Here is a 25,498-nt window from a genome sequence, read left to right as displayed (position 1 = left end):
ACCGAGGGTTATCCGCATTTTCCGTAGGATGCGGACACTTCACGTATCGAAAGCGGACAGTTTTGGGAGTTGCTTGACCGGCAACATGTTCGTTGCCATATTTTTATCAAAACGGCACCTTTTTTTCTTGAGACGGTGCATAACGGTTATCCATGTTCAAAAACTACCTGAGGATCGCCCTGCGTGGGCTTGTTCGGCACAAGGCTTATTCAACGATCAATATTTTGGGGCTTGCCATTGGGATGGCGTCGAGTATCATGATCCTGCTGTGGGTGCGGAATGAGTTGAGTTATGACCGGTGGCATAAGCATGCGGGGCAGATATACCGGATCACGACGAGTGCGAGCGGTTACAATACGGCTATCGCTCCTGTGGCTATGATAGAGGGCTTTAAGTCGGCGCTGCCGGTCGTTAAGGGTGGGGTATCTGTGCTGGGGCCGCGTAGTTCGCTGCTGGCTGTCGGTGGGCGCCGGTTCGAAGAGAGCAGGATATTTTATGCGGACAGCGGTCTGCTGGACGTTTTTTCGTTTAAGTTGGTCAGGGGAGACGTTCGGACGGCGCTGCAGCGTCCCGATGGTATTCTGATCACGGAGGATATGGCGCGGAAATATTTTGGGAGTGAAGACCCGACCGGGAAGGTGATCCAAAAGGACAATAGCAGCAATGTGGTGGTAACGGGTGTGCTGGCGAATATTCCGTCCAACTCGCATCTGCAGTTCGATTTCATCATTCCGATGTCTGCTGTGGAGCATGACCCGCAATATATCCTCGGATTGTGGACGAATTTCATTTTTTACGATTATATCCGGCTGGACGAGCATTTCAGTGCGACACCGGCAGCGATCGCGGGGCTGGAGCGTCAGATGCTGGGGATATTCGAGCAGCATAATAAAGAGATAAAGATCGACCTGCGTCTGCAGCCGCTGACGCGGATACATCTTCATTCCAATCTGCAGTTCGATCTGCCTGGGAACGGCAATATCCAGTATGTGAATATATTCTTTGTCGTGGCGATCTTCATTCTGCTCGTGGCCTGTATCAATTTTATGAATCTATCGACGGCGCGGTCGGCGCGGAGGGCGAAGGAAGTGGGGCTGCGTAAGGTGATCGGCGCCGTTAGGAGGCAGCTGGTGGTCCAGTTCCTGGGCGAGTCGCTGTTAATTTCCTTTTTCTCGCTGCTGGTTGCGCTGGTATTGGTCGGTCTGGCGCTGCCTTCCTTTAATGCGTTGGCGGGGAAGGAACTGACGGTGAGCGTATGGGATGGGAGGTTGCTGCTGATCCTTTTGGGAATCTCGGTTATTACGGGTATTGTCTCGGGAAGCTATCCTGCGGTGTTCCTGTCCGGTTTTCAGCCGGTGAAAGTCCTGAAAGGCGGTCTGCGTGGTCATGGCGGGAATAGTCTGTTCCGGAATGCGCTGGTGGTGGTGCAGTTCGTAGTATCGATCGTATTGCTGATCGGAACGGTCGTTATTTTCAGCCAGCTGCGTTATATCCGGAACAGGAATCTGGGATATGAAAAAGAAAATCTGCTATATATGTCCATGAAGGGGGATATGTATAATAAGAAGCAGGTGTTGTATGATGCGCTGGCGCGGGACCCCGCGACCAGTCAGTTTGCAGTTACGTCAAACTTGCCGGTCAATCTGGTCAGCGGCTTTGTCGATGTCGTATGGCCAGGCAAGGCCCCCCAGACACAGATCGTGTTCAACACCATGGAAGTCGACGAACGGTTCTTCGATATCTTTCACATGAAGATGCTTAGCGGCCGCGCATTCTCTGCCGAATATAAAAGTGATACTTCCGGCTATATACTCAATGAGACGGCGGCGCTGGCGATGGGCATGACGGCTGCCAGCGCCATCGGACAGAAAATATCGTTTCGGAACAGCGATGGCGTAATTGTCGGGGTTGTGGCGGATTTCAACTACAAACCGATTCAGCGAACGATCGAGCCGATGGTCCTGCGACTTAACAGGTCGGGAGGTATAGTCGTAGTCCGGACGAGGCCGGGCGGGACGGAGGCAGCGATAAAGGCGCTCGGCCGGATCAGCCAGGGGCTTGAGCCTGCCTATCCCTTCAACTATGGATTTCTGGACCAGGACCTGGCGAATCAATACAAGGGCGAGCAGCAGATGGGAAATATCTTTAACTTGTTTGCCCTGCTTGCCGTCTTTATCTCCTGTCTGGGTCTTTATGGACTTTCGGCCTTTATCGCAGAGCAGCGAACGAAGGAGATCGGAGTGCGCAAGGTGCTGGGGGCTTCGCTGCTGAATATTATCCGTCTGTTGTCGGCAGACTTTACCCGGCTGATCGTCATAGCCACGGTCATTGCGGTCCCAATGGCGTGGTGGGCCGTCGACAAGTGGCTCGAGGGTTTTGCCTATCATATCCGGGTCGGCTGGGGCATTTTCCTGCTAGCGCCGCTTGCGGCATTGTTTGTCGCGTGGCTCACGGTGAGCTATGAATCTGTCAGGGCCGGTGTCGCCAATCCGGTGAAGAGCCTCCGGTCGGAATGAACGGCGGCCTGGACTACGCGCGGTCTACGCTAAAACTGTTGGCCCTTCTTCAGGTGGGCCAGCGCTTCCACCAGCATCAGGCCGCTCAGCTGGGTAGTAAAGTCCGTCGAACTGCCGGGGGCCTTGTCCCAGTGCGTTGCCGAACAGGCCGTTGGTCTTGTTGGTGCCCTTGCTCCAGAGGCTTTCGCCGTTGGCCCGGAGAAAATTTACGTAGTCGCTTTTTTTGGAAGGGTCGAAGCTGGCCTCCTCTATGAGTCGGGTGAAATAGCGAACGAAGATTCCCTTGAAGAGTCCCCTCGTCGCCGCCGCCTTCGTCTTTGAGGAGACCGTTGCTGGTGAGCATGCCGCTGTTGAGCGTATAGTCGGCTGCCTGGAGGGCGTCGCTCAGGTAGAGGGAGCTGCCGGTGTTCTCGTACAGCTCGAGTGCGGCGCCGAGAAAGGTGCCCTGGTTGTAGGTGAATTTCCAGGAAGTGTTCTTGTTGCCGTTGTTGTCAATATTGTCATATACGAGACCGGTAGCGGGTTCGTAGAGTGTGGACCTTTCCCAGTCGTAGATCTTCTGCGCCCACTGCAGGTCGGCGCTGTTGCCGCCTATTTTGTAGAGACGCGCCGCCAGTATTGCCGCGGGCATATTGGACGGCGTATTCTTCGAGGGGTTGTCTTTGCGCCACCAGATGCCGCCGCCGAGGTCGGAGCTCCAGCCGTTCTTTATGTCTGCCCAGAGCGTATCCGTCACGCCCTTGAAACGGTTGTCGCTGGTTGCGGAGTACGCCCTCAAACAGGCGAGGGCCATCCACTGCATGTCGTCGTAATAGTTGTTGATAAGGCTACCGAAGTTCTTGATCCGAACGCCGGTCAGCAGGTCGGTCATCCTGTCCTTGAGTGCGGTCGAAGGATTTCGAAGGTAGGCATCCGTCAGCACGTCGAGTGCGTGGGCCCGGGGCCAGTACTGTGCCCAGTCGGAGGAAGTATTGCTGGCGAGATAATATTTGTTGCCGGCCGACCAGAAGAGGTCGAGTGATCTTTCGGCTGTATCGGCGATCAGCGGCCAGTTATAGGTGATGGTTCCGCCGCCGGAAAGGGCGGGGAGTCGTCGACGTTCTGTTTGAGGCAGGCCGACTGGGTTGTGACTATAGCGGCCGTTATAGCGAGATATATCATTTTCATTACTGTTCGGTGTTAGGGTCTGTTACTCTTTTTGATAGTTTTCGGTATAGGCGGGGTCGGTGGGCTTCAGCGAGATCCAGAAGTCGGTGATGCTGCCCTGTGTGAGATAGGTCTTGTCGAACTTCCAGCTCCAGTCGAACTGGCTGCTGTTGTTGGCGTCGAAATTGATCGTCCTGTAAGCCAGCGAGCCCGGATACTGTCCGTCCTGGCCGGGGCTGTCGCCCGTGGGGCCGTTGAGCCACTGGTCCTTGTCGGCTGTGCCGTCGTTGATAACCATCTTGTATTTGTATCTGTCCTCGAGTCCCAGGGAACTGCGTCGAGGGTCACCTTGTAGCCGTTATAGCGCCACACGCCATTGCCGGTATAGGGCAGGGTAAACCAGAAGGCACCCTGGTTGCAGTACCAGAACTGGATGGACTTGACCTCGGCCAGACTGCCATTGACGTTGTTGAAGGAAAGCCGGATGCGCATGATCTTGTCCGTGCCGGTAAAGCTGGTCTCGCCGCCTTCGCCGAGCGCCATCACACCGCCGCTGTTATTGAGGTAGTATGCCCTGGGTGTGCCCGAAGTCCCGTCGACGAAATGATAAGTTCCCGCGGTCAGTTTGGTATAGATCTCGAACTCGCCGGAGGAGGTTTGTTTCATTTGGAGGGCGGAGGCCAGGGTGGCGCCGGCTTCGGTGGCGGAACCGGTCAGATAAATATTCGCGGGCAGGACGGCGAATCCGGCGGGTCTTTCGAGGTCGATGACGCGCGTCATCTTTGCTTTCACCCTGTTAGTACCTTTTGACGAGAAAACGGTCCAGATGAATTTTTTCGCTGGAAAAAGTCCGATCCGCCGAGCTGGGCGATCTTGCTGAGGTCGCCGTGGCTGAGGGTAAGCGTGTTTTGAACTCCTTTGCCGTCAGAGACGGTGCTATAGAAGGGGTGAGAGAAATCGCCTCCTACCTGGTCGAATGCGACCTCGTAGAGGACCAGGGGACCCGTCTTCGGCGTGGGCCTGCTGCCACTGGAAGGTCTGTGAAATGTTGGCGGCGGGGTTGAGTTTGATGTACTGGCTGTCCGCGGGGGTATAGAGCGCCTCTACGGCCGATACGTTGAGGTCGATGCTCCGTGTGTCCTTTTTGCAGGCGCCCAGGAGCAGCATCAGCGCGGTCGTGAGGAAAAAGACATTCTTCATATAGCGTAGTTTATAATTAGTAGTTAGGATTTTGGTTGAGGTGGCTATCTTTCACGATCTCCGACGAAGGGATGGGCCAGAGATAGTGTTTGTTCTTGTCGAAGCTGCGCAGCTGTACGCGGAGGTAGCCGTTGTCGGTGGCGGGGTCGCCGTATTTGGCACCGTGGGCCCAGCCGTTCATAACCTGTTCGGCTATCCGCCAGCGGCGGATGTCGTCGATGCGCAGCCCTTCGAAAGCAAATTCCGAGCGTCTTTCGTTGCGGATGATGGCGGTAAGGTCGGCGCCGGCCGCGGGGAAGCTGAGTGCGCCGGGGTCCGTGAAGCCTGCCCGCTGGCGGAGCAGGCGGATGGTCTTGTCCCATATATCGGAAGTCATCTGCCCGAGGCTGTTCTTCGCCTCGGCGTACATGAAGCAGGACCTCGGCGTAGCGGATGAGGATGAGGTTCGAGCCGAACTGGAGGGTTGGGACGGATACCGGGTCCCAGTATTTGCGCCAGTAGTAGCCTGTCGCCGTACCCTGGCCCGAGGCCTTGTATTCGTTCTGGTCTTGTCCGGCGGGCGAACTGCCGGGTTTGATATAGATCTTTTGCGTGCTGCCATCCGCGTTCTTCCAGGCGAACTGGTCATAGACTACGGTCGCCGAGAGGCGTGGGTCGCGGCCGGTATAGGGGTTCGTCTCGTCGTATCCGGAAGCTGCGTCGTGGATCGCTCTGCCATTGGTCATGATATAGGAGTCGACCAGTTCCTGGGTGGGCGCCAGGTTATTGCTGCGGGCGCCGAGGCTAAGCGGAGCAAAATCGATATAGTCGCCCCACATCCGTGTGTTCAGCACGTATGCCAGGTCGAAGATCACTTCGGAGTTGTATTTGGCGGAGGACTTGAACAGGTCTTCGTATGAGCTGTAGAGGCTGTAGGTGCCGTTCTGGGCCTGGTTGTTCATCAGCTGCTCGCAGATGGTGACTACATCCGCCATCCTGGTACCTTCGTACAGCAGGACCCGTGCCTTCAGCGCCAGTGCGGCGCCTTTTGTAACCCGTCCTTTGTCTGCTGCAGCGTACTGGTCGCGGGTGGGAAGGATGCCGGCGGCAGCGTCGAGCTCGGTGCTGATAAAGTTCAGTACGTCGGCTCTGGGGGTCCGGGCACTGGGTCTTTGCCTGGTCGGCGGAGATGTCTTCGGTTAGCAACGGCACGTCGCCCCACCATTTCATCAGATTGAAATAGTGCCAGGCCGGACAAATCTTGCCTCGCCCTTCATCCGGCTGCGGGTGGCCACGGGGAGGGTGGTGTTCTTGTCTACGTTGGCCAGAAACAGGTTGCAGGATTTTATTCCGGCGTAGTAGTAGCCCCAGTCGGCGGAAAATCTGTTCAGGTCTACTGTAAAGGAGCCGGAGGAAATGGCGTCTACGTTGCCCGCGCTGATGCCCAGCCGCGTGTAGGCGTTGTCGCTGAGCGCCTCGTTGTAGAAGAAGGGGTTGCTGGTGAAGATGCCGTTATATACGTTGTTCAGGGCATTATTCACGTTGTCGTCCACCTGCCAGAAGGTGAGGTCCGTATACCGGTCGCTGGGTGCGAGGTCCAGCTTCTTACAGGCTGAGACCGTGCAGACCAGGAGGGTGAAGAATATGATTTTCGTTCTTGTCATATGGCGATGATTGGCGATTGTTTCAATTAAAGAAAGGTGATGTCGATACCAAAGCCGGTAAATATGGGCATCGGGTAGGCCCGTCCGCTGTTGGCGCCCGTGCCGAAACCGGTATTGTTGTTGAATTCGGTGATCTCGGGGTCGAGGAAATTGAGCTTGCTGAGCGTGACCAGATTTTGGCCGGTGAAATAGACCCGCGCTTTTTGTATGCGGGCTTTCTTCGTCAGGCTTTGTGGCAGGGTATAACCGACCTGCAGGTTTTTCAGTCGGGCATAGGCTGCGTTGAAGAGGAAGAGGTTGGAACCCGTGCGGTAGTTGTTGGTATTGGACGGCGAGCCGTTCTCTGCCAGTTTGGGCCGTTTTGCGTTGGGGTTGGTAGGCGTCCAGAAATCGGTCTGGTGCGTATACATGGTACCGCTATAACCGACATGGAAGGGCTCTACCTGTTCGCCGCGGATCATCTCGTCCCTTTTGCCGACGCCCTGGACGAAGAGCATGACGTCGAAACCCTTGATACTTGCGGTATAGGTAAATCCGAAGGTATACCTCGGGAAGGGGTTGCCGAGGATATACTTGTCGTTCTGGTCGAGCACGCCGTCCTTGTTGCGGTCGACGAATTTCAGGTCGCCGGGTGTGACCGTCGTGCCGGCGAAACGGGGATATTTATTGATATCGTCGAGGTTCTGGAAGAAGCCGTTGGTCCGGTATCCCTGATAGACCGTGATGGGCTGTCCGACCTTGCGGACGATCTGGTACTCTTCCATCTGCTGGATCTGCTGGCTTTCGCCGCCGGCGAGGTTTTTGAGCGTGTTCAGGTTGTCCGAGATGTTGGCGGAAAAGGTCTGCGTGATTAATTTACTGGACAGTGTGTAGGATACTCTTAGTTCCCAGCCCCTGTTCCTGACTTCGGCGACGTTATAGGGCGGCAGGTTGGACACGCCGAAGAGGGCCGGGATGTCCTGGCGCTGCTCGAGTATATCGCGGGTCGTCTTGTCGAAATAGTCGACGGATAGGTCCAGTTTTCTGTTCAGCAGATTGAAGTCGCCGCCGATGTTGAGGGTGGCGGCTTTTTCCCAGGTGATATCTGGATTGCCGAGGACATAGCTGGCGCCAGTGACGGCGGTGTTGTTGAATCCATAGGCTGCCTGGTAGCTGGAGAAGTTGGTTTGATACCGGTAGGCCGCGATATTCTGGTTGCCGAGTATGCCGTAGGAGGCCCTGATCTTGACGTCGCCCAGCAGGTCTCTTACGGGACGCATGAACTCTTCTTCCGTGACTCTCCAGGCCACCGCGCCGGAGGGGAAGAAACCCCAGCGGTTGGCCGAAGCAAATTTCGAGGAGCCGTCCAGCCGGAAATTGAATTCCGCAAAGTATTTATCTCTGTAGCTGTAGCCGCCGCGGCCGAACAGGGAATTGAGGCTTGTTTCGGTCGTTGCCGGGTTGCCGTCGGGTTTGGTGGCGTTCGAGGTATAGCTGTTGTTGGGGTCGATCACCGTGGTGCTGGTGGGCCGGCCGAGTGCGTCGGTCTGTGTTTTCACCAGTTGGTTCTCCTCTCCCTTGTACGATTCGTTGGCGCCTCCCACGAGGATATGCACGTCGTGGATGCCGGCAAAGACATGGTTGTATTCCGCGAGCAGCTGGACGTTGGTGAACAGACCCTTGTAGTTGTAGTTGGACACCGAGCGGTCCTGACCGTAGGAACTGGACGGTAAGAAGTCGACTTCGAGTGTCCGGCCGTAGGTACTGTTGTTGGTGACGGTGCCGCCGAAGACGCCGCGGATCTTAAAATCCTTCGCAATGGTATATTCGCCGTTGAAGTTGCCGAAGATCTCGTTGTTGTCGAGGGACCGGTAGCCGCCTTTTTCGAGGATCCCTTTGGGATTGTATTGGGCGGATACCGCATTCGTAAGATAGTTGCCCGCCGAGTCCTGAAAATTGTAGTAGAGGGAACCCTTCCGGCGTCGACAACGAGGTTGGCGCTGACGGTGGAGTGGTCTTTTATCCGGGTCTTCGCGTAGCCGACGATGGTATTCAGCCGGAAATGGCCCCATTCCGAGGTCTGATTGAGGCGGAAGTTATAGCGCTGCAGGCCGTAGTTGGGGCCGATGAAATTGCTTTTCTGGTCGAGATAGCCGAGGGAGACCATATAGGTATTGCTCTGGCCGCCGCCGCTGATGCTGAGGTTGTGCGTCTGCTGCGCGGCGTCGTGGAGGATGTTCTCGAGGCGCCAGTCGCCGTCGCCCTGCGTCTTGTATTGCTGGATCTGCTGGGGCGTGAAAACAGGCTGTAGTCCCGAATTCACCAGCGATTCGTTCTTGTACCAGGCGTTCTCCCAGGCGTGCACCGGCTTGTACGTGATACGGGGCGACTGAATACCGTAGATACCGGCATAGTTGATGATGGCTGACTGGTTCTTCTTACCCTTTTTGTGGTGACGAGTATGACGCCGTTGGCCGACCGGCTGCCGTAGATGGCGGCGCTGCCGGCGTCCTTGAGGATCGATACGCTTTCGATATCGTTGGGGTTTAAAAGATTGATATCTCCACCTGGTATGCCGTCGATGACGATCAGCGGGGTGTTGTCGCCGGTAGTACCCAGTCCGCGTATATTGAGGTTGACGCCCTGTCCCGGTTCGAAATTGGTCTGTTGTATGATGAGGTTGGGGCTGGTTCCCTGGAGGGCGAGCAGGACGTTGGTGACGGGGCGGTCTTCGATAGCCTTTCTGCTGATGGCGTCGACGGCGCCGGTGACCGAGATCTTCTTTTGCGTGGCATAGCCTACGACGACGACTTCGTTGAGGTCCTTGTTGTCGGACTCGAGGCGGATCAGGAGGTTGTGTTTGCCTGATATGGGCAGGTCCTCGGCGCAGGTAGCCGACGGAGGTGATGGAGAGGGATCCGGTCCTCCAACTTTCTTCCGGTATTTTTAGGGTAAAGCGGCCGTCGTCTCTGGAGGTCGTGCCGAGATTGGTACCGGACAGCTGGATGCTGACGTTGGACAGTCCTTTTCCGGTGGCGTCGACGATGCGGCCTTCGATGGTGACTTCTTCATAGGGTCTGGCAGTAGCAGCGGGTTCTTCTTTTTCGCCTCTTCTCCGCTACTGCCTCCTGCTAAAGGGGAGGATGGCTTGACGGGTTTGAGGATGATCTTGTCGTTGACGAGCTCGAAAGCGATGTTCAGGGGCGTCAGCAGATCGGCGAGTGCCTCGTTAAGGTTCTTATCCTTGATGGAGACGCTGAGTTTTCTTTGGGGGTTGATCTCGTCGTTGGCGTATACGAAAACGAAGTTCGACTGTTTTTCTATTTTCTCCAGGATGGTTGCCAATTTTTCGTTCTTCGCCTGCAGGGTGATCTTTTTATCCTGGGTTTGGGCTTTTGCGGCGCGGCAAAAGCGGTCTGGGAGTGCAGCGGGAATACGCTCAGGAGTAACCAGGCGGACAGTATCGAGGGCAATGAATAACGAGTCAGCAGCCTTCTTGTGGCTGGGGTCGCTGTATGCATGACAATCGTTTTTGATGGTGAATGGCTAGTTGGGGAGCTTGCCCGGCCTCAGCGGCGATCAGCAGTTCGGTATTGGTGATTTTATAGCTGAAATTCTTTGTTCGGGCCAGATAATACATGATCTCGTCGAGGGTATTGTTCTCGAATGAGCCGGTGAATACGTACTCCATGGGAGTGCTGTCTACGAACACGACCTTCTTTCCGAAATTGCGTTCGAGTTCGACGGCGATCTGTTCCATCGTCATGCCGCGGAAGATGAGTTTGCCTTCGGTCCATGCCTTGTCTTCCTGGCTGGAGGTGGTGCTGGTATTCAGCTGTTCCTTTGTGAAGACATAGCTGGCTTTGTGGTCTGCGGCGACGACGATGGTGTCCTGTTTCTTATGGGAGGAGCGGTATTTCGGGATAAAGGCGATCCGGCCGGTGGCCACCGACGTCTCGACCGTCGGTTCGTTGTCATAGGCGCGGACGTTGAAGGAAGTGCCGAGAACCTTTACCGTTCCATTGGCGAGATGAATAATAAAAGGGTGTTCTGGGTTTTTCACCACGTCGAAGAATGCTTCGCCGTTGAGATAAATTTCGCGGCTGCCTTCTTTGAAGCTCTCGGGATATCTGATCTTGCTGTCGGCGTTGAGCCAGATCTTGCTGCCGTCGGGCAGCTGGATGATGCTCTTGGTGCCTTTGGCGTTGTGTTTTTCCATGAGGGAGGCGAGGGGGTCGTGAGTGTCCCTGTGCCTGGCGAGGATGGTTGTCGCTCCGATGAGGATGACCGCTGCTGCGGCCGCGGCTCCCCAAAGCCAGCGCCTTTGTGGGCTTTTGAAGGTCACGACTTTTGCGGTTCCGGGAAGGTCGAGGCTTGCGAGGACCTTGCTGAGGTTCTCTTCAACGGAGGGGTGGGCATCGTCGTCGTGCCGCGACCAGAACTGTTCGAGGACTCTGTTCTTCTCACCGGAAGCTTCGTCTTCGGAGAGCAGCTGGTGGAGCTGCTGCAGTTCGTCCGGCGTAGCCTCGCCGGACAGTCGCCGGGCCATTAATTCTATGATGCGGTCCTTATTCATGGTAGTATGATCGTCCAGTATAGAGACAGGTAAATTGTGGGGATTCCTTACAGGCGGAAAAAAGATTTTTCAATTATTTTGTCGAGTTTCTTTATGGCCCTGAACAGTTGGGTTTCGACGGTGCGGGGGGAGATGTTGAGGATCTCCGCGACCTGTTTGTAGCGGAAGCCCTCCTCCTTGATCAATTTGAAAACGGTGCGGCACTGGTCGGGGAGCTCGTCGATGGCCTGGTTGAGGCGGAAATAGATCTCCTTCCATTCCAGTTCTTTGCCGGGGTCGTTGACGTCGATCAGCTGTCCCCTGGGGGCTGTCCGGCTCGACGGCCACGTGATAGGGCGAATATTGTGATAGGTGGTTGAGGGAGTGGTTGCGCACGGCTACGAACAGATAGGTCTCGAGGTTTTTTATGCCTATGAGCTCGTCCTGGCGGCGCCAGATGCGGATCATGACGTCGTTGACGAGTTCTTCGGCGACTTCTTTTTTGTGAACGTAAAGCATGGCGAAATTGAACAGGCGGCCGAAGAATAGGCGGTACAGGTCCTCAAAAGCCTTTTGAGAGCCGCCGGCGATCAGCCGCTGCAGTTGAGTTAGTTGGTTGGCGTCAATTTTCATTTGGCAAAGCCTCTGTCTATAAGACAGGCAATTTTATCCAATTCCTTACAGACGGCAACAAATTTTTTCGGCCCATGGGATGGGGGGTGCTCGGCTGGCGCTGCTAAACTTTTAGCGATGGATAGAACTGGCGACCGGAGTTCTTCGACGTTCGCTTCGTCGTGAAGGTTTCGTCCTTACTGCCGGAACCGGCGCATTTTGTATATTAGTCCAATGAGAACTAACCGACGGCGAGCGGCCCAATTCCGAGTACCGGTCGATCTTTGTCCGGTTGGGCAGCAGGGAGCTTTCCTGCCGGGGACTGCGATCGGAGACCTTTTTCAGCCGACCATTTTACATACAAAGGTGAATTATGACTGTTTTTTGAAAATCCCGACCGTTTTACAGCGCTCAGTTGTCAAAGAGGAAATCAATCTAAAATGACAAATCTGAAAAACAAAGTAGCTGCTGTATTTGCGGCTTCCGGCGCGATCGCCGGCGCGGTAGCCCAGTCCTTTGCCCGTCATGGCGCAAAAGTGTATGTCTCGGGCAGGGATCTCAAAAAAGTAAAGGCGCTTGCGGACGAGATCAAACGTAATGGAGGACTGGCGATACCCGTAAAAGTGGATGCCATGAACGAGGAGGAGATCGACCAGCTGCTCGAACAGATAGTGGACGAAGAGAAGAGGCTGGATATCGTTTTTAACGGTATTGGACTGACGGGTAATGACTATGGCAGCGATATTCCGGCAACGGATCTTCCTTTCGACAAATTCATGCTGGCATTCGAGGCGCACTGTGGATCACAGTTTCTGACCTCGCGCGCTGCGGCGAAGTATATGATGAAGAGTGGCTCGGCGGGAACCATTCTAACCCTTACGGCGGCCTTGTCGAGGGGAAATTCCCGAACAGGTCGGGGCTTGCGGTGGCCTGCACGGCTATCGAGGGACTGACCAGGTCGTTGGCGGCGGAGTTCGGAAAGCACGATATCCGGGTGATCTGTCTGAATGCTACGGCGCTGGCGGATACTCCGAGGATCCGGGAGTCCTTCCAGAAATACGCAAAATCGGCGGGGTGGCTCCGGAGGTGATCGCGGCTACGCTGACCCAGCAGAATCTGTTGAAGACGTCTGTGACGCTGGAACATGTCGCCGAAACGGCTGCCTTTTGGTCTCGGACAGCGGGATCACGTTCAACAGTCATATCGTGGATGTAGATGGTGGTAAATTCAACGTTATTTAAAACTATGGACAACCAGCAAGTAATGAAAAAGGCCCTGGAAGGAGATATCCACTCCTTCCAGGCTATGTTTGCGGAGTTTCAGGGGCAGTTGAAGTCCTATCTGTACCGGCTGCTTGCCGACAGGAATGACGTGGACGACCTGACGCACGACACCTTCATAAGGGCTTACGACAAGATCGCAAGCTTCAATCAGGAATCTTCGCTAAAAACATGGGTCTTCACGATCGCCACGAACCTCGCCTACAATCTGCTGAAGAAGCGCCAGCGCTGGACGGCGGATGCGCAGGATCAGGGAAAACAGTATTCGATCAATACGCCCGACGTAAGGCAGGCCTGCCGGATGGTACACGCGACTTCGCCGCTTGGCGCTTATGAAATGAAGGAGCATATCGACTTCTGTTTTATTTGCATCGCGAAGACCCTGCCGGTGGAGAACCAGGTCGCGCTGATCCTAAAGGATATTTACGATTTCCCTGTACACGATATCTGTCAGATCCTTGAGAAGACAGAGGGTGTGGTAAAGCACCTGCTGATCGACGCGAGAAAGACGATGATGGATATTTATGACAACCGGTGTGCGCTGATCAACAAGAACGGGACCTGTCACCAGTGCAGCGAGCTCAATGGCATCTATAATCCGAAGCAGGATCAGCAGCAGGAATTGATGAAGCTCGATCTGGTGAAGGGTTCGAAGAAGTTCCATCGGGAGAAGCTGTTCGAGCTGAGGACCGAGCTGGTGAAGGCCATCGACCTTCAGCACGGCGTTGGGTCGGACCTGAACGAGATACTTTTCAGGGTGACGAGAAAGGCCATTGGTGAAATCGATAAGGTATGAGAACGCTTTGCTGTGTTTTGGTTCTTTGGTGTTGCAGGGGCCAGGCTCAGGAGTTATTGGGGGTTGCGGGAGGCGCCGATTCATCACGGCGGATATCGATGGGGATGGTGCTGAGTTTGTGACGGAGGCAGGCTTTTTTCAGTTGTTTAATTCGGGCGGAGTCATGATCGACAACGGAAAGTTCCTGGTGCTCTGGAAAAAGACGCCGGAGGGGTGGAAGATGTTTCGGGACTCGTTCAGCAGTGACAGAGATCAATCGTTTTGATAAAGGGGGCAGGGACGGTTGAGAATCGTGTTCTGGAAGAAGGTGCCGTCCGAATCTCCGGAGGCGATGGATGCGATGTGTATTTTTTTGCCTGGAGGCGGAGATTAGTCTCATATATATTACGAAAAATTCCGCGTATTCCGTGCGAAGAGGTACTGCCAAAGGGGGAAGACCGTAAATATTCCGAGATAAAGAAGGGTAGCGACGGGGTCTTCCGGTTTGCTGGAAAGGAAGATCTGCATGCATGCGGCGCCGATCAGGGAGGCGCCGATCCCCAGAATCGCCGGCATGGCGATGGTGTGGTACAGAGAGAAACGGCCGACAAGGAGGAGGTCATAGCAGAGGTTTAGCAGGACGGCTCCGATCGCGCTAAAAGCTATGAGGTTGAATGGCGCGTAATGCCCGGACTTTAGGAAATTTATAGTAACCAGAGCTGAGCAGCCGGTATTGATCGCCAGAGAAAGCAGGATAAATAGTACACCACCCAGGGGATATCTTATATTTTCGACGGAGGACATCAGGACAAGGCCAAAGCCCAGTCCGGGGGCAACGGCCATAACCAGTAGAATGAATACGCCGCCCCGGCCCAGCAGCAGAAGAGCCATAAGTAACCAGGTAAGGGCGCCGCAATTGAAAGCTTCTTTGACTAAATTCTTTTTGGGATCGGCCATTGCCGGCCAAGATAGGGAGTTTTTGGCGCCTTCCAAATAGAGGGTTGCCGCTGGAACAAAAACAGCTGGGATGCGTGTGTGGCAAATATTAACTTAATGGGGCTAATTATTCGCTTCACTGTCAAACCAAAACCAGCTAAAAATGCCAACGCTAACGATCGCAAGGTATCCAGCCATTCTGTTGCTGGCCCTCACCACTATTTCATCCCGCAGCCAGACCGTCACTACCCCCAGAACTCCCAGTCCCGCGGCAACGGTATCGCAGACCATCGGTATTTCGACCGTAACCGTCAATTATTCGAGACCGTCCGTCAAGGGCAGAAAGATATGGGGCGAACTCGTTCCATATGGCTGGAATAAGCAGGGGTTTGGGAATGGTCTCGACGCTCCCTGGCGCGCGGGCGCCAATGAGAATACTGTATTACGGCTGTCTCATCCCGCCAAGATCGAAGGCCAGCCGGTGCCTGCCGGGGAGTATGGTCTGTTCTTCGTCGTCAATGCCGATAATACCGGGGAGGTCGTTCTATCGAAGGATAGCCGGTCCTGGGGCAGTTTCTGGTATGACGCCGGGCACGACCAGATGCGAGCGAAGATCACGCCGCGCCCGGGTGCAATGACCGAGGTGCTAACCTACGACTTTGAAAATATCAACAGAACCTCCGCCGGAGCTGGTGCTCAGCTGGGAAAAGTTGCAGCTGCCGGTAAAGATCGAATTTGCCGTCGACGATATCGTCCTGGCCAATGCGGCGGAAGAGCTGAAAGGTCCGACGGGCTTTGGCTGGCAGGGGTACACCAGTGCGGCCAACTATGCCGTTCAGAACAAGGTCGGCTATGACAAGGCGCTGGTATGGATCGATCGGGCAATTGCCATCAATTCCAATTTCACTACTTTGAAGGTCAAGGCGGATCTGCTCGACGCTACGGGAAAGAAAGCGGAATCAGAAGCCATGATGAAAGACGCCGTCGCGGCTGCCACCGAAGTCGAGCTCAACCAGTATGGATATCAGCTGCTGGGCGCCAATCAACAGGACAGGGCGATCGAGATATTTCTCCAAAATACGCAGCGTCATCCGAAAAGCGCCAATGCTTTTGACAGTCTTGGCGAGGGTTATGCGATCAAGGGGGACAAGAAGAATGCGATCATTAGTTTTAAAAAATCGCTCAGCATGAATCCTCCTGCCAATGTGAGGGCGAATTCCGAGAAATATCTGAGGCAGCTGGGGGCGATGTAGGGCGTTACTTTGTCGAATGGAGGCCGATCAGGTTGCCTTCTGAATCTTCTATCAGTGCGATATAGCCGAATTCGCCGAGATGCGTTTTTGGCCGGAGAATTTTGCCGCCGGCGGCGTCGACGCGGCTCAGTTCGGCGTTGATCTCTTCGGAAGCGAAATAGACCAGCGTCCCGCCATAGCTCTGGTTTTGCCTGTTCGATCTTGACCAGCGCGCCGCCGGGGTTGGTGTCTTGTGCCGGGAAGGTTGCGTATTTCATATCGGCGTGTCTGTCGCTGGAGACGGGGAGGTCCGTTAGCTGGAGGCGGAACACTTCGGTATAGAATTTTTTTGCCCTGTCAAAGTTGGACGTGTAGATCTCGAACCAATTGATAGTACTTTTCATCCTGTTATATTTTGGAGGTCAAAATTACAGGGAGGGTGGGGAGGAAAATTGTATAATTCCGACACGGCCGGTTTTTCCGCGGGGTTCTAAGCGCTCCACTCGGGGAAGCCGGGCATATGTTCGATGGCTTTTCGGACGTAGGTGGTGGGCGTAACGCCGGAGAAGAGTTTGAAATCGCGGATAAAATGGGACTGGTCGAAATATTCGAGGGTGTGGGCGATATCCGTGAGGGAGCGTGACCGGCCGTGGCGGATAAGCGTTATGGCCGACTGAAAGCGGATGATGCGGGAATACATGACCGGTGTGATGCCGACATGGGTAATAAAGAGGCGTTCGAGAGAACGTTCGGATTGATTGAGGTCGCGCCGGAGGTCTGGCAGTTTCCGGCCCTGGCGGAGCGCTGTGAGCGCGTATTCTAATTGATTGTTCTGGTTGTTCCCGGAACCGCGTCGCCGGGCCTGTTTCTTCAGAAAATCGGCCAGACAGGAGACCTTTTGCCGGACCGTTTTGCAATTGCCAAGCCTTTCGCTGAGGGATGTTTTGACGAGATTTTCGACAGCCGTATTTTGGTGGGTTAGTTGGTTTGCGTCCAGGCCAAACAAGGGCTTGAGGGCGGCTGGTCTTAGGCTTACTCCGATGTTGCGAAAATTACCGCTGAACTGTGCAGTTGCCCGGCTTTTGTTGCCTGACCGAAGACAAATAATTGCGGGAGCCGTTCGCCTTCGAATCCTCTAATCGCTCCAGGATTATCAAGAAAAATGAGACCGGGGTAGCCGTTGGACATGACGGTGAAGCTCACTGGGTCAGGTCTGGCAACGTGCCCATCGAGTACCCAGAAATGGCTGACGAAGTCTTTCAGGGACGGAGGCGGTTCGATTAGCTGATAGTTCATGGTGCAAATTTGCTAAAAACCTGTGGTAAATTTGCTAACTTGCACTTACAAATTGACAAGGTCATGGCAGCTGAGCCGTCAAATAATCGAAAGGACAATTCTTCCGTTACGCTGAATGAACGCTCCGAAAAAGAGCGTCTGATCGAGAACGTCTATCGTCCTGATATCGAAAAGCTGCATCTCTTCACGCAAATGCTCCGTGTAAACTCTTTATTTAAGAAGGCAAAAGTTGTCCATAAATAAACTCTATGGATGTTTTAGACGAAGAGTTCATGCAGCGGCAACGTGGCATGGGCACACGGGCATGGGCTTCAACAGCCATATCGTGGACGTCGACGGCGGCAGATTCACCGTAATTTGATAAATTGTAGGATGAAGCGACGCAAATTCCTGCAAAACACGTTGACGGCCGGAGCCGGCCTGATCTTATCTCCTCCTATAACCACTGCGTCACCAAAGAAGGTGATCGTCGCCGGTGCGGGCATCACCGGACTCTGCTGCGCGTACGAGCTGATGAAGGCAGGGCATGACGTCACGGTGCTCGAGGCGTCGGGCCGTTGCGGAGGACACGTGTTGACCGGCCGGGACGGGCTGTCCGACGGACTCTATGCAGACTATGGCGCCGACCATATCACCAAACCGGGGTATGAATATTTTTTCCGGTATATCGATGAGTTAGGCCTGACGGCGATTCCCTACCCGAACGCGGAGAATTCGGAACACGCTTTCGACAAGGACAAGTTGAAAGTCATCGACGGAAAATTCTATACGTCGGCGCAGTTGCAGGACCCGTCGGTACTGAGAGCCCTTGGCTTCAACCTGCAGGAGGTGGAGTTCCTGTCCCAGCACGCGATGCACGAGCTTCCCGGCTTCTTCCTGAAGAAATATGCCGACAAAATAACCGATCCGTTCCAGCCCTTTGGCGCCGGCCTTGACGACTACGACAAGATCGCCATCGCCGAGGTCTATATAAAAGAAGGCGCTTCGGCGGGTGCTCTGCGGTTCCTCGGCGGGAAGCATACGAACGCCCTGTATTCTCTCGGCGTCTATCGGTGATGTATGCGCGCGGGATCCCGTTGTCCGAAGGCGAGACCTTTCGTGTGAAAGACGGCAACGAACAGCTGCCCATCGCATTCGCCAAAAAACTGGGGGACCGGATCAGGCTCAACCACCCCATCACCGCTATCCATCACAGCCGAACCGGCGTGACGGTGAGCTGCCAGGGTAAACCCGGGCTGAAGCTTTCAGCCGACGTGCTGGTCAACTGCATCAGCCTGCCTATTTTTCAGAGCATCTCCATTACGCCTGCTCTGTCCCCGGCGAAGCAATATGTCGTCGACCACCTCAAGTATTCTTCCCACCCTTTCTATGTATTTGAAGCGACGTCCAAATTCTGGCTCGACGAGGGCATTCCCAGCATCAATATGGAATTCGAACACCCGCTGATCAATTCGATCTGGCTGCAGATGGTCGACGAAGACAGCGGGCGAGTGGTCCTGAAGGCCTTTGGTCCCAGCGGTTTCCCGCCGCAGCAGGTGCTGAAGGCATTCCGTGAGGTCTACCCCGGCAAAAAGGACACGATCGAAACGGCGCTGACGCACGACTGGTCCAAAGACAAGTACGCGCCGGTGTGCGAGATGGAGCCGTTCCCCATCGGAGAGATGCACAAGTTCTGGCCGCAGGTGCTTCAGCCGGACGGGCGCATATATTTTGCCGGTACTTATGCGGACAATATGAGCCGGGGCATGGAATCCTGTCTTCGCAGTGCGTTCCGCGTTGCGGGAGAGATCAATAAAATGTCCCTCACCTGACCCCGGCGGCCGCACTGGCCAATAAGACTGACGAATAGGCCAAAATACTTTAATATCTGTTTGGGAGTACGCCGGATATTACGTTATGAATCAGACTAATAACGATGCCTTATCCCGGCGCAAATGGCTGGGGCTTGCCGCCACTGTCACCGCCGGTTCGGCCCTGCCCGGTGCGGCGGCCTTAGCTGCAGGACCGTCCGACAAACAGCCGAAGGACCTCGGCGCCCGCGTCTACAATATCCGTGAGTTTGGCGCCAAAGGCGACGGCGTCACGCTGGATACCGCCGCCGTACAGGCTGCGATCGACGCGTGCAACAGGGACCAGGGTGGAACGGTGCTGGTGCCCGCGGGCCGTTTTGTTATAGGCACTGTGGAACTGAAGAGCAATATTACCCTGCATATTGCCGCCCAGGGCGTTCTGCTGGGCAGTGCCGATGGCCGGCAGTACCATGCGGTGGACGCCATTCCTTTAACCGGCGACTCGACCCTGGCCGACGGGAATGTGGGGCTGCTGTTTGCGGTGAAGGCCGAGAATATCACGATCGAAGGACAGGGAACCATCGATGGGCAGGGCGCCCAGTTCAGGAGTCCGTCCAAAGACGTTCTTCCGCCCGCAGGCATCACCGGCAGTCACCGTCCCTATCACCTGTTGTTCTACCAGTGCAGGAATCTTACCGTCCGCGATATTTTTCTTCTTAAAAGCGCCTTCCACTCGACACGGGTGGTCCAGTGCGAATTTGTAAAGATGGAGGGGCTGCGTATCAACAGCAGGGTCATCCACAACAACGATGGTTTTCATTTTATCAGCAGCCGGTATGTACATATCAGCAACTGCGATATTCAGTGCCAGGACGATGCCTGCGCGCTGTTTGGCAGCTGTCAGTTCATAACGGTGACCAACTGCAGTTTTAGTACGCGGTGGTCGGTATTCAGATTTGGCGGGGGTGTCGCAGAAAATATCACCGTCTCCAACTGCCTGATCTATGAGACCTATGGATGTCCAATCAAATTGCGGTGCGGCCCGGGTTCGAGGTTTGAGAATATTTCGTTTTCCAATATCGTGATGAAGGACGTGACCGGTCCTATTTCGCTGGGCCTTGGCCCGCAGCCGACGCATGCGCAGTCGGATGCGCAGCCTACCCATCCCGCGACGGGCTCGCAGGCATCCACGACCGCCTCACAGCCGACGGGTATCCTTCGCAATATCTCTTTCAGCGGTATTCACGCCACGGTGGTAAAGCCGGTGCAGCTGCGGGATGCCGAGTTTACCAGCAATTACAATCCCGGCGAGGTCTATTCCTGTGTCGTCCTCAACGGTGTGGGGGAAGCCGTTATGGAGAATATTTCCTTTAACGACGTGCATATACAGTACCCGGGCGGTGGAACGGTCGAGCAGGCAACGGTCCGCGACGTGCCGAAGGTCGCGGGGGAATATTTCCAGCTGGGTGTATTGCCGGCCTATGGAATGTATGCCCGTAATGTGAAAGCTCTGACCCTTCACAATGTCCGGTTTTCCCTGGCGAGTCCCGACTACCGGCCGGCTGTTATCTTCGATCATGTGGAGGACGCGGCCGTCAATGGACTGAGCGCCCGGGGCGTGAAGGGATCCGAGTCGCTGTTCAGGTTAATCGAAAGCAGGGACGTTCTGCTGACGGCTGTCAGGGTGTTGACGCCGACCGATGTTGTGCTGCAGCTGGAGGGCCCGGGGTGCGGCAATATCAAGATCGACGGGGGAGACCTGTCGAAGGGCGGCACACCGGTGGTCTTCAAAGCAGGCGCAAATAGGGAGGCCGTTAAATTATAAATAACTATGAGGAACATACGATTTATATTCGGGTTGATTGTTTTTTACGGGTACTGTCAGCGCGCAGACGGAACGCGACCGGCAGGCGGCCGACGAGGCGCTGCACGGCTGGTGGCCCGCCACTATGAAAGACCATGATCAGCGGCTGGCGTGGTGGCGCGAAGCGCGGTTTGGCATGTTCATCCACTGGGGCGTGTATTCGCGCGCCGGCGGCGAGTGGAAGGGACATAAGGTGGAGGGGTATGCCGAACACCTTATGCGCAAGGAAAAGGTCAGCAGGGCGGAATACCTCGAGCTGGCCCACGGATTCAATCCCGTAAAATTCAACGCGGACGAATGGGTCCTGCACGCGAAACAGGCCGGCATGAGGTATATCATCATTACCTCGAAGCACCATGACGGATTCGCCATGTACGACTCGCAGGTATCCGACTTCAATATCATGAAGCAGACCGCCTGGAAGAAGGACCCGATGGCCGCTCTTTCCGCCGCGTGTATGAAGTATGGGGTCAAATTCGGTTTTTATTATTCGCATGCATTCGACTGGGAACACCCGGACGCGCCGGGCAACGACTGGGAATACAATAACCCGGGAGGCGATAAGGGACTTTACGGCGGCGTCCGCTGGTATGACCAGCATCCGGAGCTGCTGGACAAAGCACGGCATTATGTCGATACAAAAGCGATCCCGCAGATCAGGGAGCTGATCCGGAAATATCATCCGGATATCTTTTGGTTCGACACGCCGAGCAAGTTACCCTTCTCCGAGAACCTGCGGATCCTGCGGGCTATCCGGGAGACCGACCTGCACGTCGTGGTGAACGGCAGGCTGGCGAGGGACGGGGACAACAATTTCGGCGACTACAAGAATACGGCCGACCGTCCGGCGGAGTTCTTTCCGGTGACTGGCGACTGGGAGGCTATTCCCACAACCAACGAATCGTACGGATACCATCAATTCGACAGCAGCCACAAGCCGGTGGCGCATTTTATCCGTCTGCTGGCAAAATCCGCCTCGCGGGGCGGCAATCTGCTGATGAATATCGGGCCCAGGGGCGACGGAACATTCGACCCCAAAGACCTGCGGATCCTTCGGGGTATTGGAAAGTGGATGGATATTAACACCGGGAGCATCCGGGGCACCGTCGCCGGGCCGTTGCCTGTGCAGAACTGGGGTGTGTCTACACAAAAAGGGAACACGCTCTTTTTACACGTCTTCGAATGGCCCGCGGATGGCAGGCTCTGGGTGGGGGGATTGAAGGGGCCTATCGGCAAGGCCTGGCTGTTGTCGGACCCGCGGCGGATGGCGCTTGCGTCGACTGCGGCAGGAGGTGACTACGTCATCGACGTCCCGCGGCGTGTGCCCGATACGGCCGATGCGGTGATCGCCGTGGAGTTAAAAGGAGGAGGGTTCGACTCCGTGGCGTTCGTTGCTCCGAATGTCCCGCTGGCGCGGCTGCTGACGTTTGACGCCCGGCTGCACGGGAGCGGGTTTTCTTTTGGCGACGGGAAAAGAGACCGTTTCTATGTCGATGGGTGGACCAGTAAGGAGCAATATCTGAGCTGGGATTTCCGCACCGTTGCAGCGGCGGCCTATCATCTGACCATAGCCTACCGGGCGGGAGAGGGCTGCGGCGGGACTTATGGCTGGCAGGTCGACGGTATGCAGGGTGAACAAAAGATAGAACCGGGGGGTACTGATGATGTGGTCACGGTTGATCTTGGGAGGGTCACGCTGGGTGCAGGTACTCACGAGTTGAGTATAAAGCCGGTGGAGATCACGGGCCGGTTGCTGATGCGGCCTTTGGAAATCAGGTTGGTGAAATAGTTATCCGAAGAACAGCATCATAGAAAGTACAAAGAGATAGCCGCAGATGACGGCCATTATTTTGCGATCGAGAGGATCATGTCCGTCAGTAACTGAGGCTGTTCCATCGTGATCATATGCCCGCCTGGCACGATCTGTATATCAACGCCGTATTTGCTGACCCTTTGCTTCGCCAGCCTGACTTGTCTGGGTTCGAACTGGTCCCTGTCGCTGCCTACGATGAAAAAGCGGACGTCGCGGTGCATTTTCTCGACTATTTTTAGCAGGTTCAGTCGTTCGCCGTTGGCCTTGTGTTCGTCTACGAATCCGGCGGCCCAGTGAAGGAAGAGCATGCCGTTCCTTCGCCGGAGGGCGTCCCGCACCTCGGCGAGTTCGGTCTCTGACACCTGATACTTTTTGCTCCACATGCCTTTCAGCATTCTGTTGAATGTAAAGTCCGAGGTCTGAGCTTTTAGCGCTCCTCGTTTTCCAAACGTTGTTTTGAGCAGCGGCGTTGTAAAGATCGGGTGCGAGTGTCCGTCCGTAAAATATCCGCCATTGATCATCAGTAATTTTGTAATGACGGTCGACGGCTTCAGGCCTTTTCTATTTTTTCCTGCTGTCTGCGCAGGAGCTCCATTGCCACCAGCGAGGAATAGTCGAACGTGACGACGAATGTGGTGTCGATCTGGTGGTATTTCCATAGCGCCTCTACCAGGTCTGCTCTTTCAAAAGTAGAGTAAGAGTAGTGTTCGGGTTTGTCCGATTCGCCCTGGCCGATGTATTCGATGTACAGCCGGTTCTGAGAATTTTCTTTTTCTATCAGTGCGTCGATCTTCGACCAGTCGTAGGAGCCGGTCGGGAAGCCGGGGAGAAAGGAGATCGTGGTACCGGGATTATGGCCGGGACGGGAGAGAAATTTATTGAAGACGGACAGGGCATCGGGAGCGTTCGCTATTCTTTTCCTTGCGGCGTCATACGGCAGACGTATACCTGAGTCAAACCATTCTTTTGCTGAGACCATAGACAATTGTATAAGGACCCAAAGTTCCGAAGACCGCGGGCCACACCGGATAACCAAAATTGCTATTTTGACTGCTGGCGGTACTGGGTGGGGTAGAGGCCTGTCTTCTGAAAGAAGAGGCGGCTGAAGGACTGGCTGTTGTCGAATCCCGGCTCGGTCGGCGAGATCGTTTATGGAGACTTTGCTGTCGCGGAGCAGGGATATCGCTTTCTCGATCCGGAGATGCTGGATATACTGGTAGGGAGAGAGGCCATAGGCTCCGCGGAACAACCGGAGGAAATGATATTTGGAAAGGCAGGCTTCCGCCGCGAGCTGGTCCAGACTTATTTCTCCGCAAAAGCCTGAACGGAGAACGTCCATCGAACGGGAAAGGCGTTTGTACAGTTCGACGCGGGTGGACTTTCTGACTGGCGGCAGGTTGTTGACGATTTCTGCTATTTGGTCGTGTTGCTGTAAGTGATAGGTCAGCAGGGCGGTCATTTGTTCTTCGAACCTTAGCCTGTTGTAGGTCTTTTCTTTGTGGCTGCTTATCAGATCCGTGATGATCGCGTTAAAGCGGGCGTCGCGGCGGTGCAGCTGGTTGAAGAACAGGACAGGCGACAATTGTCTTTCGGTACCCGCGTCGAGGATCTGGTGTTCCGGAGTTACCAGTGGAGTTAAGGACGGACTCGCTCAGAAAATCACCGAAATGAATATTGAAAGTTTCGGTATCGCCCAGGTCTTCTTCGACCCCGAGCGTATAGAGCTGCTGGCGATTGCTTACGTAATAGTTATCCGTGTCTATTCGTGTCTTCTGGCTGTCGATGCCGCAATAACTGGTGCCGCGTATATTCAGAAAAAAGGAGAACGGGCCTTTTACATCCGGCCGGTAACATTCTTTGACCCTGGTATGAATGATGACGCTGGGAAATCCTTCTTTGTCAAGGGGAAGGTTGCCCCATCCCAGCCGGTTGCTAAACCCCTGGGCGATCTGGCTCTTTAGCCAGCCAATATCGGGAAACTCATTCAGGATCATTATTGTAAGTTACGATAAAGTTTTGTCAACGTATTGGAAGAATAGCCGCGCGATTGTATTTTGCAGGAAACTCCCTGAATCGCACTGCTATGCGGCTATCGATTTTTGGCAGTTCAATCACGATATATGGATTCGATCAGAATAAGATGCCCGAAGTGTAACTGGGAGCCGGACGGGAAGGCTTACTGGCAGTGCAGCTGCGGGCATGTGTGGGACACCTTTTCCACGGGTGGCCGGTGTCCGGCCTGTCAGAAGGTCTGGGAGGACACTAAGTGTCCCGGGCATGTCGGCGGCTGCGACAAATGGTCTCCTCATCTGGATTGGTATGAGAACCTCGACGATATCGTCGACGAGATCAGGCAGGAGACCGTGATGCCGGTCAATATACCGCTGAGCAAGGCGAAATTGACGAAGCTCCTGGTCTTTAGTGTGGTGTTTCTGGCCGCCGGGGTCTGGATGGTCGTGGCAAATCCGCAGGTTGACAATCCCGTATTTGACAATGTGGTGGTCAGGATAGTTGTTGAGTATGGCGCGATGATCATGGGGCTGTTCGGTATCTACTTCTTTGCCAGAAAGCTGATGGACAAAGGCCCGGGCCTGATCATCGACGCGCAGGGTATCTACAACAATACAAGTGCGTTCAGGGATGGATTTATTCCCTGGTGTGAGATATCGGAGATCGATGAGCGGTCGGTAGGGGCGTCTTTGGCGTCGAGGCAGCATTTTGTAACCATTGTAAAGACGGGTGGTTCGCGGATCCATATTTCAACCAATGGATTGGAAACGAATCACGAAGACCTGTTGAAGCTGATGAAAAGCTACTACGAAAAATATAAACAACCCGCTTAGACGACGGGACTATTTGGG

The 25,498-nt window shown here is 54.9% G+C and carries 33 protein-coding genes and 3 pseudogenes; 16 read left to right on the top strand and 20 right to left on the bottom strand.

The features are described from left to right. The first annotated feature begins 152 nt into the window (after positions 1–152). Positions 153–2,516 (top strand): ABC transporter permease, encoded by a 2,364-nt coding sequence (locus tag ACQ86N_RS18675; RefSeq protein WP_431216452.1) that lies wholly within the window; start codon positions 153–155, stop codon positions 2,514–2,516. Between the two features lie 85 nt (positions 2,517–2,601). On the opposite strand, the gene ACQ86N_RS18670 is transcribed toward ACQ86N_RS18675, so the two are convergent. The 5 genes and pseudogenes from ACQ86N_RS18670 to ACQ86N_RS18650 all read right to left on the bottom strand — a co-directional run. Further along, the gene (locus ACQ86N_RS18670) at positions 2,602–3,558 is read right to left on the bottom strand and encodes a glycoside hydrolase family 76 protein (protein WP_431217478.1); all 957 of its coding nucleotides are present in this window, start codon (positions 3,556–3,558) and stop codon (positions 2,602–2,604) included. A 191-nt stretch (positions 3,559–3,749) separates the two neighbouring features. Beyond that, the gene (locus tag ACQ86N_RS18665) at positions 3,750–4,454 is read right to left on the bottom strand and encodes a hypothetical protein (RefSeq protein WP_431216451.1); all 705 of its coding nucleotides are present in this window, start codon (positions 4,452–4,454) and stop codon (positions 3,750–3,752) included. Positions 4,455–4,598: 144 nt separating this feature from the next. Continuing rightward, positions 4,599–4,862 (bottom strand): hypothetical protein, encoded by a 264-nt coding sequence (locus tag ACQ86N_RS18660; RefSeq protein ID WP_431216450.1) that lies wholly within the window; start codon positions 4,860–4,862, stop codon positions 4,599–4,601. Between the two features lie 16 nt (positions 4,863–4,878). Beyond that, a complete protein-coding gene (locus ACQ86N_RS18655; protein WP_431217477.1) occupies positions 4,879–5,238 on the bottom strand; it encodes a RagB/SusD family nutrient uptake outer membrane protein in 360 nt (119 codons plus the stop codon). 46 nt (positions 5,239–5,284) lie between these two features. Beyond that, positions 5,285–5,680 (bottom strand): annotated as a pseudogene (locus tag ACQ86N_RS18650) (RagB/SusD family nutrient uptake outer membrane protein); the annotation flags it as partial. 136 nt (positions 5,681–5,816) lie between these two features. Between ACQ86N_RS18650 and ACQ86N_RS18645 the strand changes: the two are divergent. Then, positions 5,817–6,044: a hypothetical protein gene (locus ACQ86N_RS18645; protein ID WP_431216449.1), complete on the top strand. Its 228-nt coding sequence runs from the start codon at positions 5,817–5,819 to the stop codon at positions 6,042–6,044. A 26-nt stretch (positions 6,045–6,070) separates the two neighbouring features. Here ACQ86N_RS18645 and ACQ86N_RS18640 read toward each other — a convergent pair whose 3' ends face one another. Together ACQ86N_RS18640 and ACQ86N_RS18635 are read right to left on the bottom strand one after the other, a co-directional pair. Beyond that, positions 6,071–6,505, bottom strand: coding sequence for a RagB/SusD family nutrient uptake outer membrane protein (locus ACQ86N_RS18640; protein ID WP_431216448.1), 435 nt, complete (start codon positions 6,503–6,505; stop codon positions 6,071–6,073). 26 nt (positions 6,506–6,531) lie between these two features. After that, positions 6,532–8,556 (bottom strand): SusC/RagA family TonB-linked outer membrane protein, encoded by a 2,025-nt coding sequence (locus ACQ86N_RS18635; RefSeq protein ID WP_431216447.1) that lies wholly within the window; start codon positions 8,554–8,556, stop codon positions 6,532–6,534. Here ACQ86N_RS18635 and ACQ86N_RS18630 point away from each other — a divergent pair. Beyond that, on the top strand, positions 8,547–8,795 hold the full coding sequence (locus tag ACQ86N_RS18630; protein ID WP_431216446.1) for a hypothetical protein: 249 nt from the start codon (positions 8,547–8,549) through the stop codon (positions 8,793–8,795). The genes ACQ86N_RS18635 and ACQ86N_RS18630 overlap by 10 nt on opposite strands. Positions 8,796–8,803: 8 nt before the next feature. Here the strand turns inward: ACQ86N_RS18630 and ACQ86N_RS18625 are convergent, their stop codons facing one another. Beyond that, positions 8,804–9,220, bottom strand: a complete 417-nt coding sequence (locus ACQ86N_RS18625) for a TonB-dependent receptor plug domain-containing protein (protein ID WP_431217476.1) — start codon at positions 9,218–9,220, stop codon at positions 8,804–8,806. On the opposite strand from ACQ86N_RS18625, the gene ACQ86N_RS18620 reads away from it, so the two are divergent. Next, a complete protein-coding gene (locus ACQ86N_RS18620) occupies positions 9,152–9,352 on the top strand; it encodes a hypothetical protein (RefSeq protein WP_431216445.1) in 201 nt (66 codons plus the stop codon). The two genes, ACQ86N_RS18625 and ACQ86N_RS18620, sit on opposite strands and share 69 nt — an antisense overlap. A gap of 78 nt (positions 9,353–9,430) precedes the next feature. On the opposite strand, the gene ACQ86N_RS18615 is transcribed toward ACQ86N_RS18620, so the two are convergent. The 4 genes and pseudogenes from ACQ86N_RS18615 to ACQ86N_RS18600 form a co-directional block, all read right to left on the bottom strand. Beyond that, positions 9,431–9,829 (bottom strand): STN domain-containing protein, encoded by a 399-nt coding sequence (locus ACQ86N_RS18615; protein ID WP_431216444.1) that lies wholly within the window; start codon positions 9,827–9,829, stop codon positions 9,431–9,433. A 139-nt stretch (positions 9,830–9,968) separates the two neighbouring features. Continuing rightward, complete coding sequence (locus tag ACQ86N_RS18610; RefSeq protein WP_431216443.1) at positions 9,969–11,060, bottom strand: FecR family protein; 1,092 nt, start codon at positions 11,058–11,060, stop codon at positions 9,969–9,971. A 47-nt stretch (positions 11,061–11,107) separates the two neighbouring features. Further along, complete coding sequence (locus tag ACQ86N_RS18605) at positions 11,108–11,284, bottom strand: sigma-70 family RNA polymerase sigma factor (protein WP_431217475.1); 177 nt, start codon at positions 11,282–11,284, stop codon at positions 11,108–11,110. A gap of 130 nt (positions 11,285–11,414) precedes the next feature. Beyond that, positions 11,415–11,672 (bottom strand): annotated as a pseudogene (locus ACQ86N_RS18600) (sigma factor); the annotation flags it as partial. Between the two features lie 419 nt (positions 11,673–12,091). Between ACQ86N_RS18600 and ACQ86N_RS18595 the strand changes: the two are divergent. From ACQ86N_RS18595 to ACQ86N_RS18580, 4 genes are all read left to right on the top strand, one after another. Further along, positions 12,092–12,604: an SDR family NAD(P)-dependent oxidoreductase gene (locus tag ACQ86N_RS18595; protein ID WP_431216442.1), complete on the top strand. Its 513-nt coding sequence runs from the start codon at positions 12,092–12,094 to the stop codon at positions 12,602–12,604. Further along, positions 12,577–12,741, top strand: a complete 165-nt coding sequence (locus ACQ86N_RS18590) for a hypothetical protein (protein ID WP_431216441.1) — start codon at positions 12,577–12,579, stop codon at positions 12,739–12,741. Before ACQ86N_RS18595 ends, ACQ86N_RS18590 begins: the two co-directional genes overlap by 28 nt. Positions 12,742–12,914: 173 nt before the next feature. Then, a complete protein-coding gene (locus ACQ86N_RS18585; protein WP_431216440.1) occupies positions 12,915–13,727 on the top strand; it encodes an RNA polymerase sigma factor in 813 nt (270 codons plus the stop codon). Beyond that, positions 13,708–13,992: a hypothetical protein gene (locus tag ACQ86N_RS18580; protein WP_431216439.1), complete on the top strand. Its 285-nt coding sequence runs from the start codon at positions 13,708–13,710 to the stop codon at positions 13,990–13,992. The genes ACQ86N_RS18585 and ACQ86N_RS18580 overlap by 20 nt, the downstream gene beginning before the upstream one ends. Positions 13,993–14,111: 119 nt before the next feature. On the opposite strand, the gene ACQ86N_RS18575 is transcribed toward ACQ86N_RS18580, so the two are convergent. Beyond that, on the bottom strand, positions 14,112–14,597 hold the full coding sequence (locus tag ACQ86N_RS18575; protein WP_431216438.1) for a hypothetical protein: 486 nt from the start codon (positions 14,595–14,597) through the stop codon (positions 14,112–14,114). Between the two features lie 168 nt (positions 14,598–14,765). After that, positions 14,766–14,957 (bottom strand): hypothetical protein, encoded by a 192-nt coding sequence (locus ACQ86N_RS18570; protein ID WP_431218082.1) that lies wholly within the window; start codon positions 14,955–14,957, stop codon positions 14,766–14,768. Here ACQ86N_RS18570 and ACQ86N_RS18565 point away from each other — a divergent pair. Both ACQ86N_RS18565 and ACQ86N_RS18560 read left to right on the top strand, forming a co-directional pair. Beyond that, a pseudogene (locus tag ACQ86N_RS18565) lies at positions 14,932–15,267 on the top strand (DUF2911 domain-containing protein); the annotation flags it as partial. The gene ACQ86N_RS18570 and the pseudogene ACQ86N_RS18565 sit on opposite strands and share 26 nt — an antisense overlap. 34 nt (positions 15,268–15,301) lie before the next feature. Next, positions 15,302–15,895, top strand: a complete 594-nt coding sequence (locus ACQ86N_RS18560; protein WP_431218081.1) for a tetratricopeptide repeat protein — start codon at positions 15,302–15,304, stop codon at positions 15,893–15,895. A 4-nt stretch (positions 15,896–15,899) separates the two neighbouring features. On the opposite strand, the gene ACQ86N_RS18555 is transcribed toward ACQ86N_RS18560, so the two are convergent. From ACQ86N_RS18555 to ACQ86N_RS18545, 3 genes are all read right to left on the bottom strand, one after another. Then, on the bottom strand, positions 15,900–16,061 hold the full coding sequence (locus ACQ86N_RS18555) for a hypothetical protein (protein ID WP_431217474.1): 162 nt from the start codon (positions 16,059–16,061) through the stop codon (positions 15,900–15,902). A 303-nt stretch (positions 16,062–16,364) separates the two neighbouring features. Continuing rightward, positions 16,365–16,880, bottom strand: coding sequence for a helix-turn-helix domain-containing protein (locus ACQ86N_RS18550; protein WP_431216437.1), 516 nt, complete (start codon positions 16,878–16,880; stop codon positions 16,365–16,367). Positions 16,881–16,906: 26 nt separating this feature from the next. Then, positions 16,907–17,170, bottom strand: coding sequence for a DUF6597 domain-containing transcriptional factor (locus tag ACQ86N_RS18545; RefSeq protein ID WP_431216436.1), 264 nt, complete (start codon positions 17,168–17,170; stop codon positions 16,907–16,909). Positions 17,171–17,209: 39 nt separating this feature from the next. Here ACQ86N_RS18545 and ACQ86N_RS18540 point away from each other — a divergent pair, with 39 nt between their 5' ends. The 5 genes from ACQ86N_RS18540 (at position 17,210) to ACQ86N_RS18520 (ending at position 22,613) form a co-directional block, all read left to right on the top strand. Continuing rightward, on the top strand, positions 17,210–17,413 hold the full coding sequence (locus ACQ86N_RS18540; RefSeq protein ID WP_431216435.1) for a hypothetical protein: 204 nt from the start codon (positions 17,210–17,212) through the stop codon (positions 17,411–17,413). 129 nt (positions 17,414–17,542) lie between these two features. Next, on the top strand, positions 17,543–18,226 hold the full coding sequence (locus ACQ86N_RS18535; RefSeq protein ID WP_431216434.1) for a flavin monoamine oxidase family protein: 684 nt from the start codon (positions 17,543–17,545) through the stop codon (positions 18,224–18,226). After that, positions 18,226–18,981, top strand: a complete 756-nt coding sequence (locus tag ACQ86N_RS18530) for a flavin monoamine oxidase family protein (protein WP_431217473.1) — start codon at positions 18,226–18,228, stop codon at positions 18,979–18,981. Before ACQ86N_RS18535 ends, ACQ86N_RS18530 begins: the two co-directional genes overlap by 1 nt. An 85-nt stretch (positions 18,982–19,066) precedes the next feature. After that, a complete protein-coding gene (locus ACQ86N_RS18525) occupies positions 19,067–20,785 on the top strand; it encodes a glycoside hydrolase family 28 protein (protein WP_431216433.1) in 1,719 nt (572 codons plus the stop codon). Between the two features lie 37 nt (positions 20,786–20,822). Continuing rightward, positions 20,823–22,613, top strand: a complete 1,791-nt coding sequence (locus ACQ86N_RS18520) for an alpha-L-fucosidase (protein ID WP_431216432.1) — start codon at positions 20,823–20,825, stop codon at positions 22,611–22,613. Between the two features lie 56 nt (positions 22,614–22,669). Here the strand turns inward: ACQ86N_RS18520 and ACQ86N_RS18515 are convergent, their stop codons facing one another. The 3 genes from ACQ86N_RS18515 to ACQ86N_RS18505 are packed head-to-tail and all read right to left on the bottom strand — an operon-like array spanning position 22,670 to position 24,631. Continuing rightward, positions 22,670–23,158: a hypothetical protein gene (locus ACQ86N_RS18515; RefSeq protein ID WP_431216431.1), complete on the bottom strand. Its 489-nt coding sequence runs from the start codon at positions 23,156–23,158 to the stop codon at positions 22,670–22,672. A gap of 29 nt (positions 23,159–23,187) precedes the next feature. Then, positions 23,188–24,219 (bottom strand): helix-turn-helix domain-containing protein, encoded by a 1,032-nt coding sequence (locus ACQ86N_RS18510; RefSeq protein WP_431216430.1) that lies wholly within the window; start codon positions 24,217–24,219, stop codon positions 23,188–23,190. After that, positions 24,167–24,631 (bottom strand): hypothetical protein, encoded by a 465-nt coding sequence (locus ACQ86N_RS18505; protein ID WP_431216429.1) that lies wholly within the window; start codon positions 24,629–24,631, stop codon positions 24,167–24,169. The genes ACQ86N_RS18510 and ACQ86N_RS18505 overlap by 53 nt, the downstream gene beginning before the upstream one ends. A gap of 126 nt (positions 24,632–24,757) precedes the next feature. Between ACQ86N_RS18505 and ACQ86N_RS18500 the strand changes: the two genes are divergently transcribed. Next, positions 24,758–25,480 (top strand): STM3941 family protein, encoded by a 723-nt coding sequence (locus ACQ86N_RS18500; RefSeq protein ID WP_431216428.1) that lies wholly within the window; start codon positions 24,758–24,760, stop codon positions 25,478–25,480. The last annotated feature ends 18 nt before the right edge of the window (positions 25,481–25,498 follow it).

It is taken from the genome of Puia sp. P3, from assembly GCF_050632245.1.
Taxonomy (GTDB): domain Bacteria; phylum Bacteroidota; class Bacteroidia; order Chitinophagales; family Chitinophagaceae; genus Puia.
Note: the sequence above shows the minus strand (reverse complement) of the source record. Positions and strands in the feature narration are given on the sequence as shown.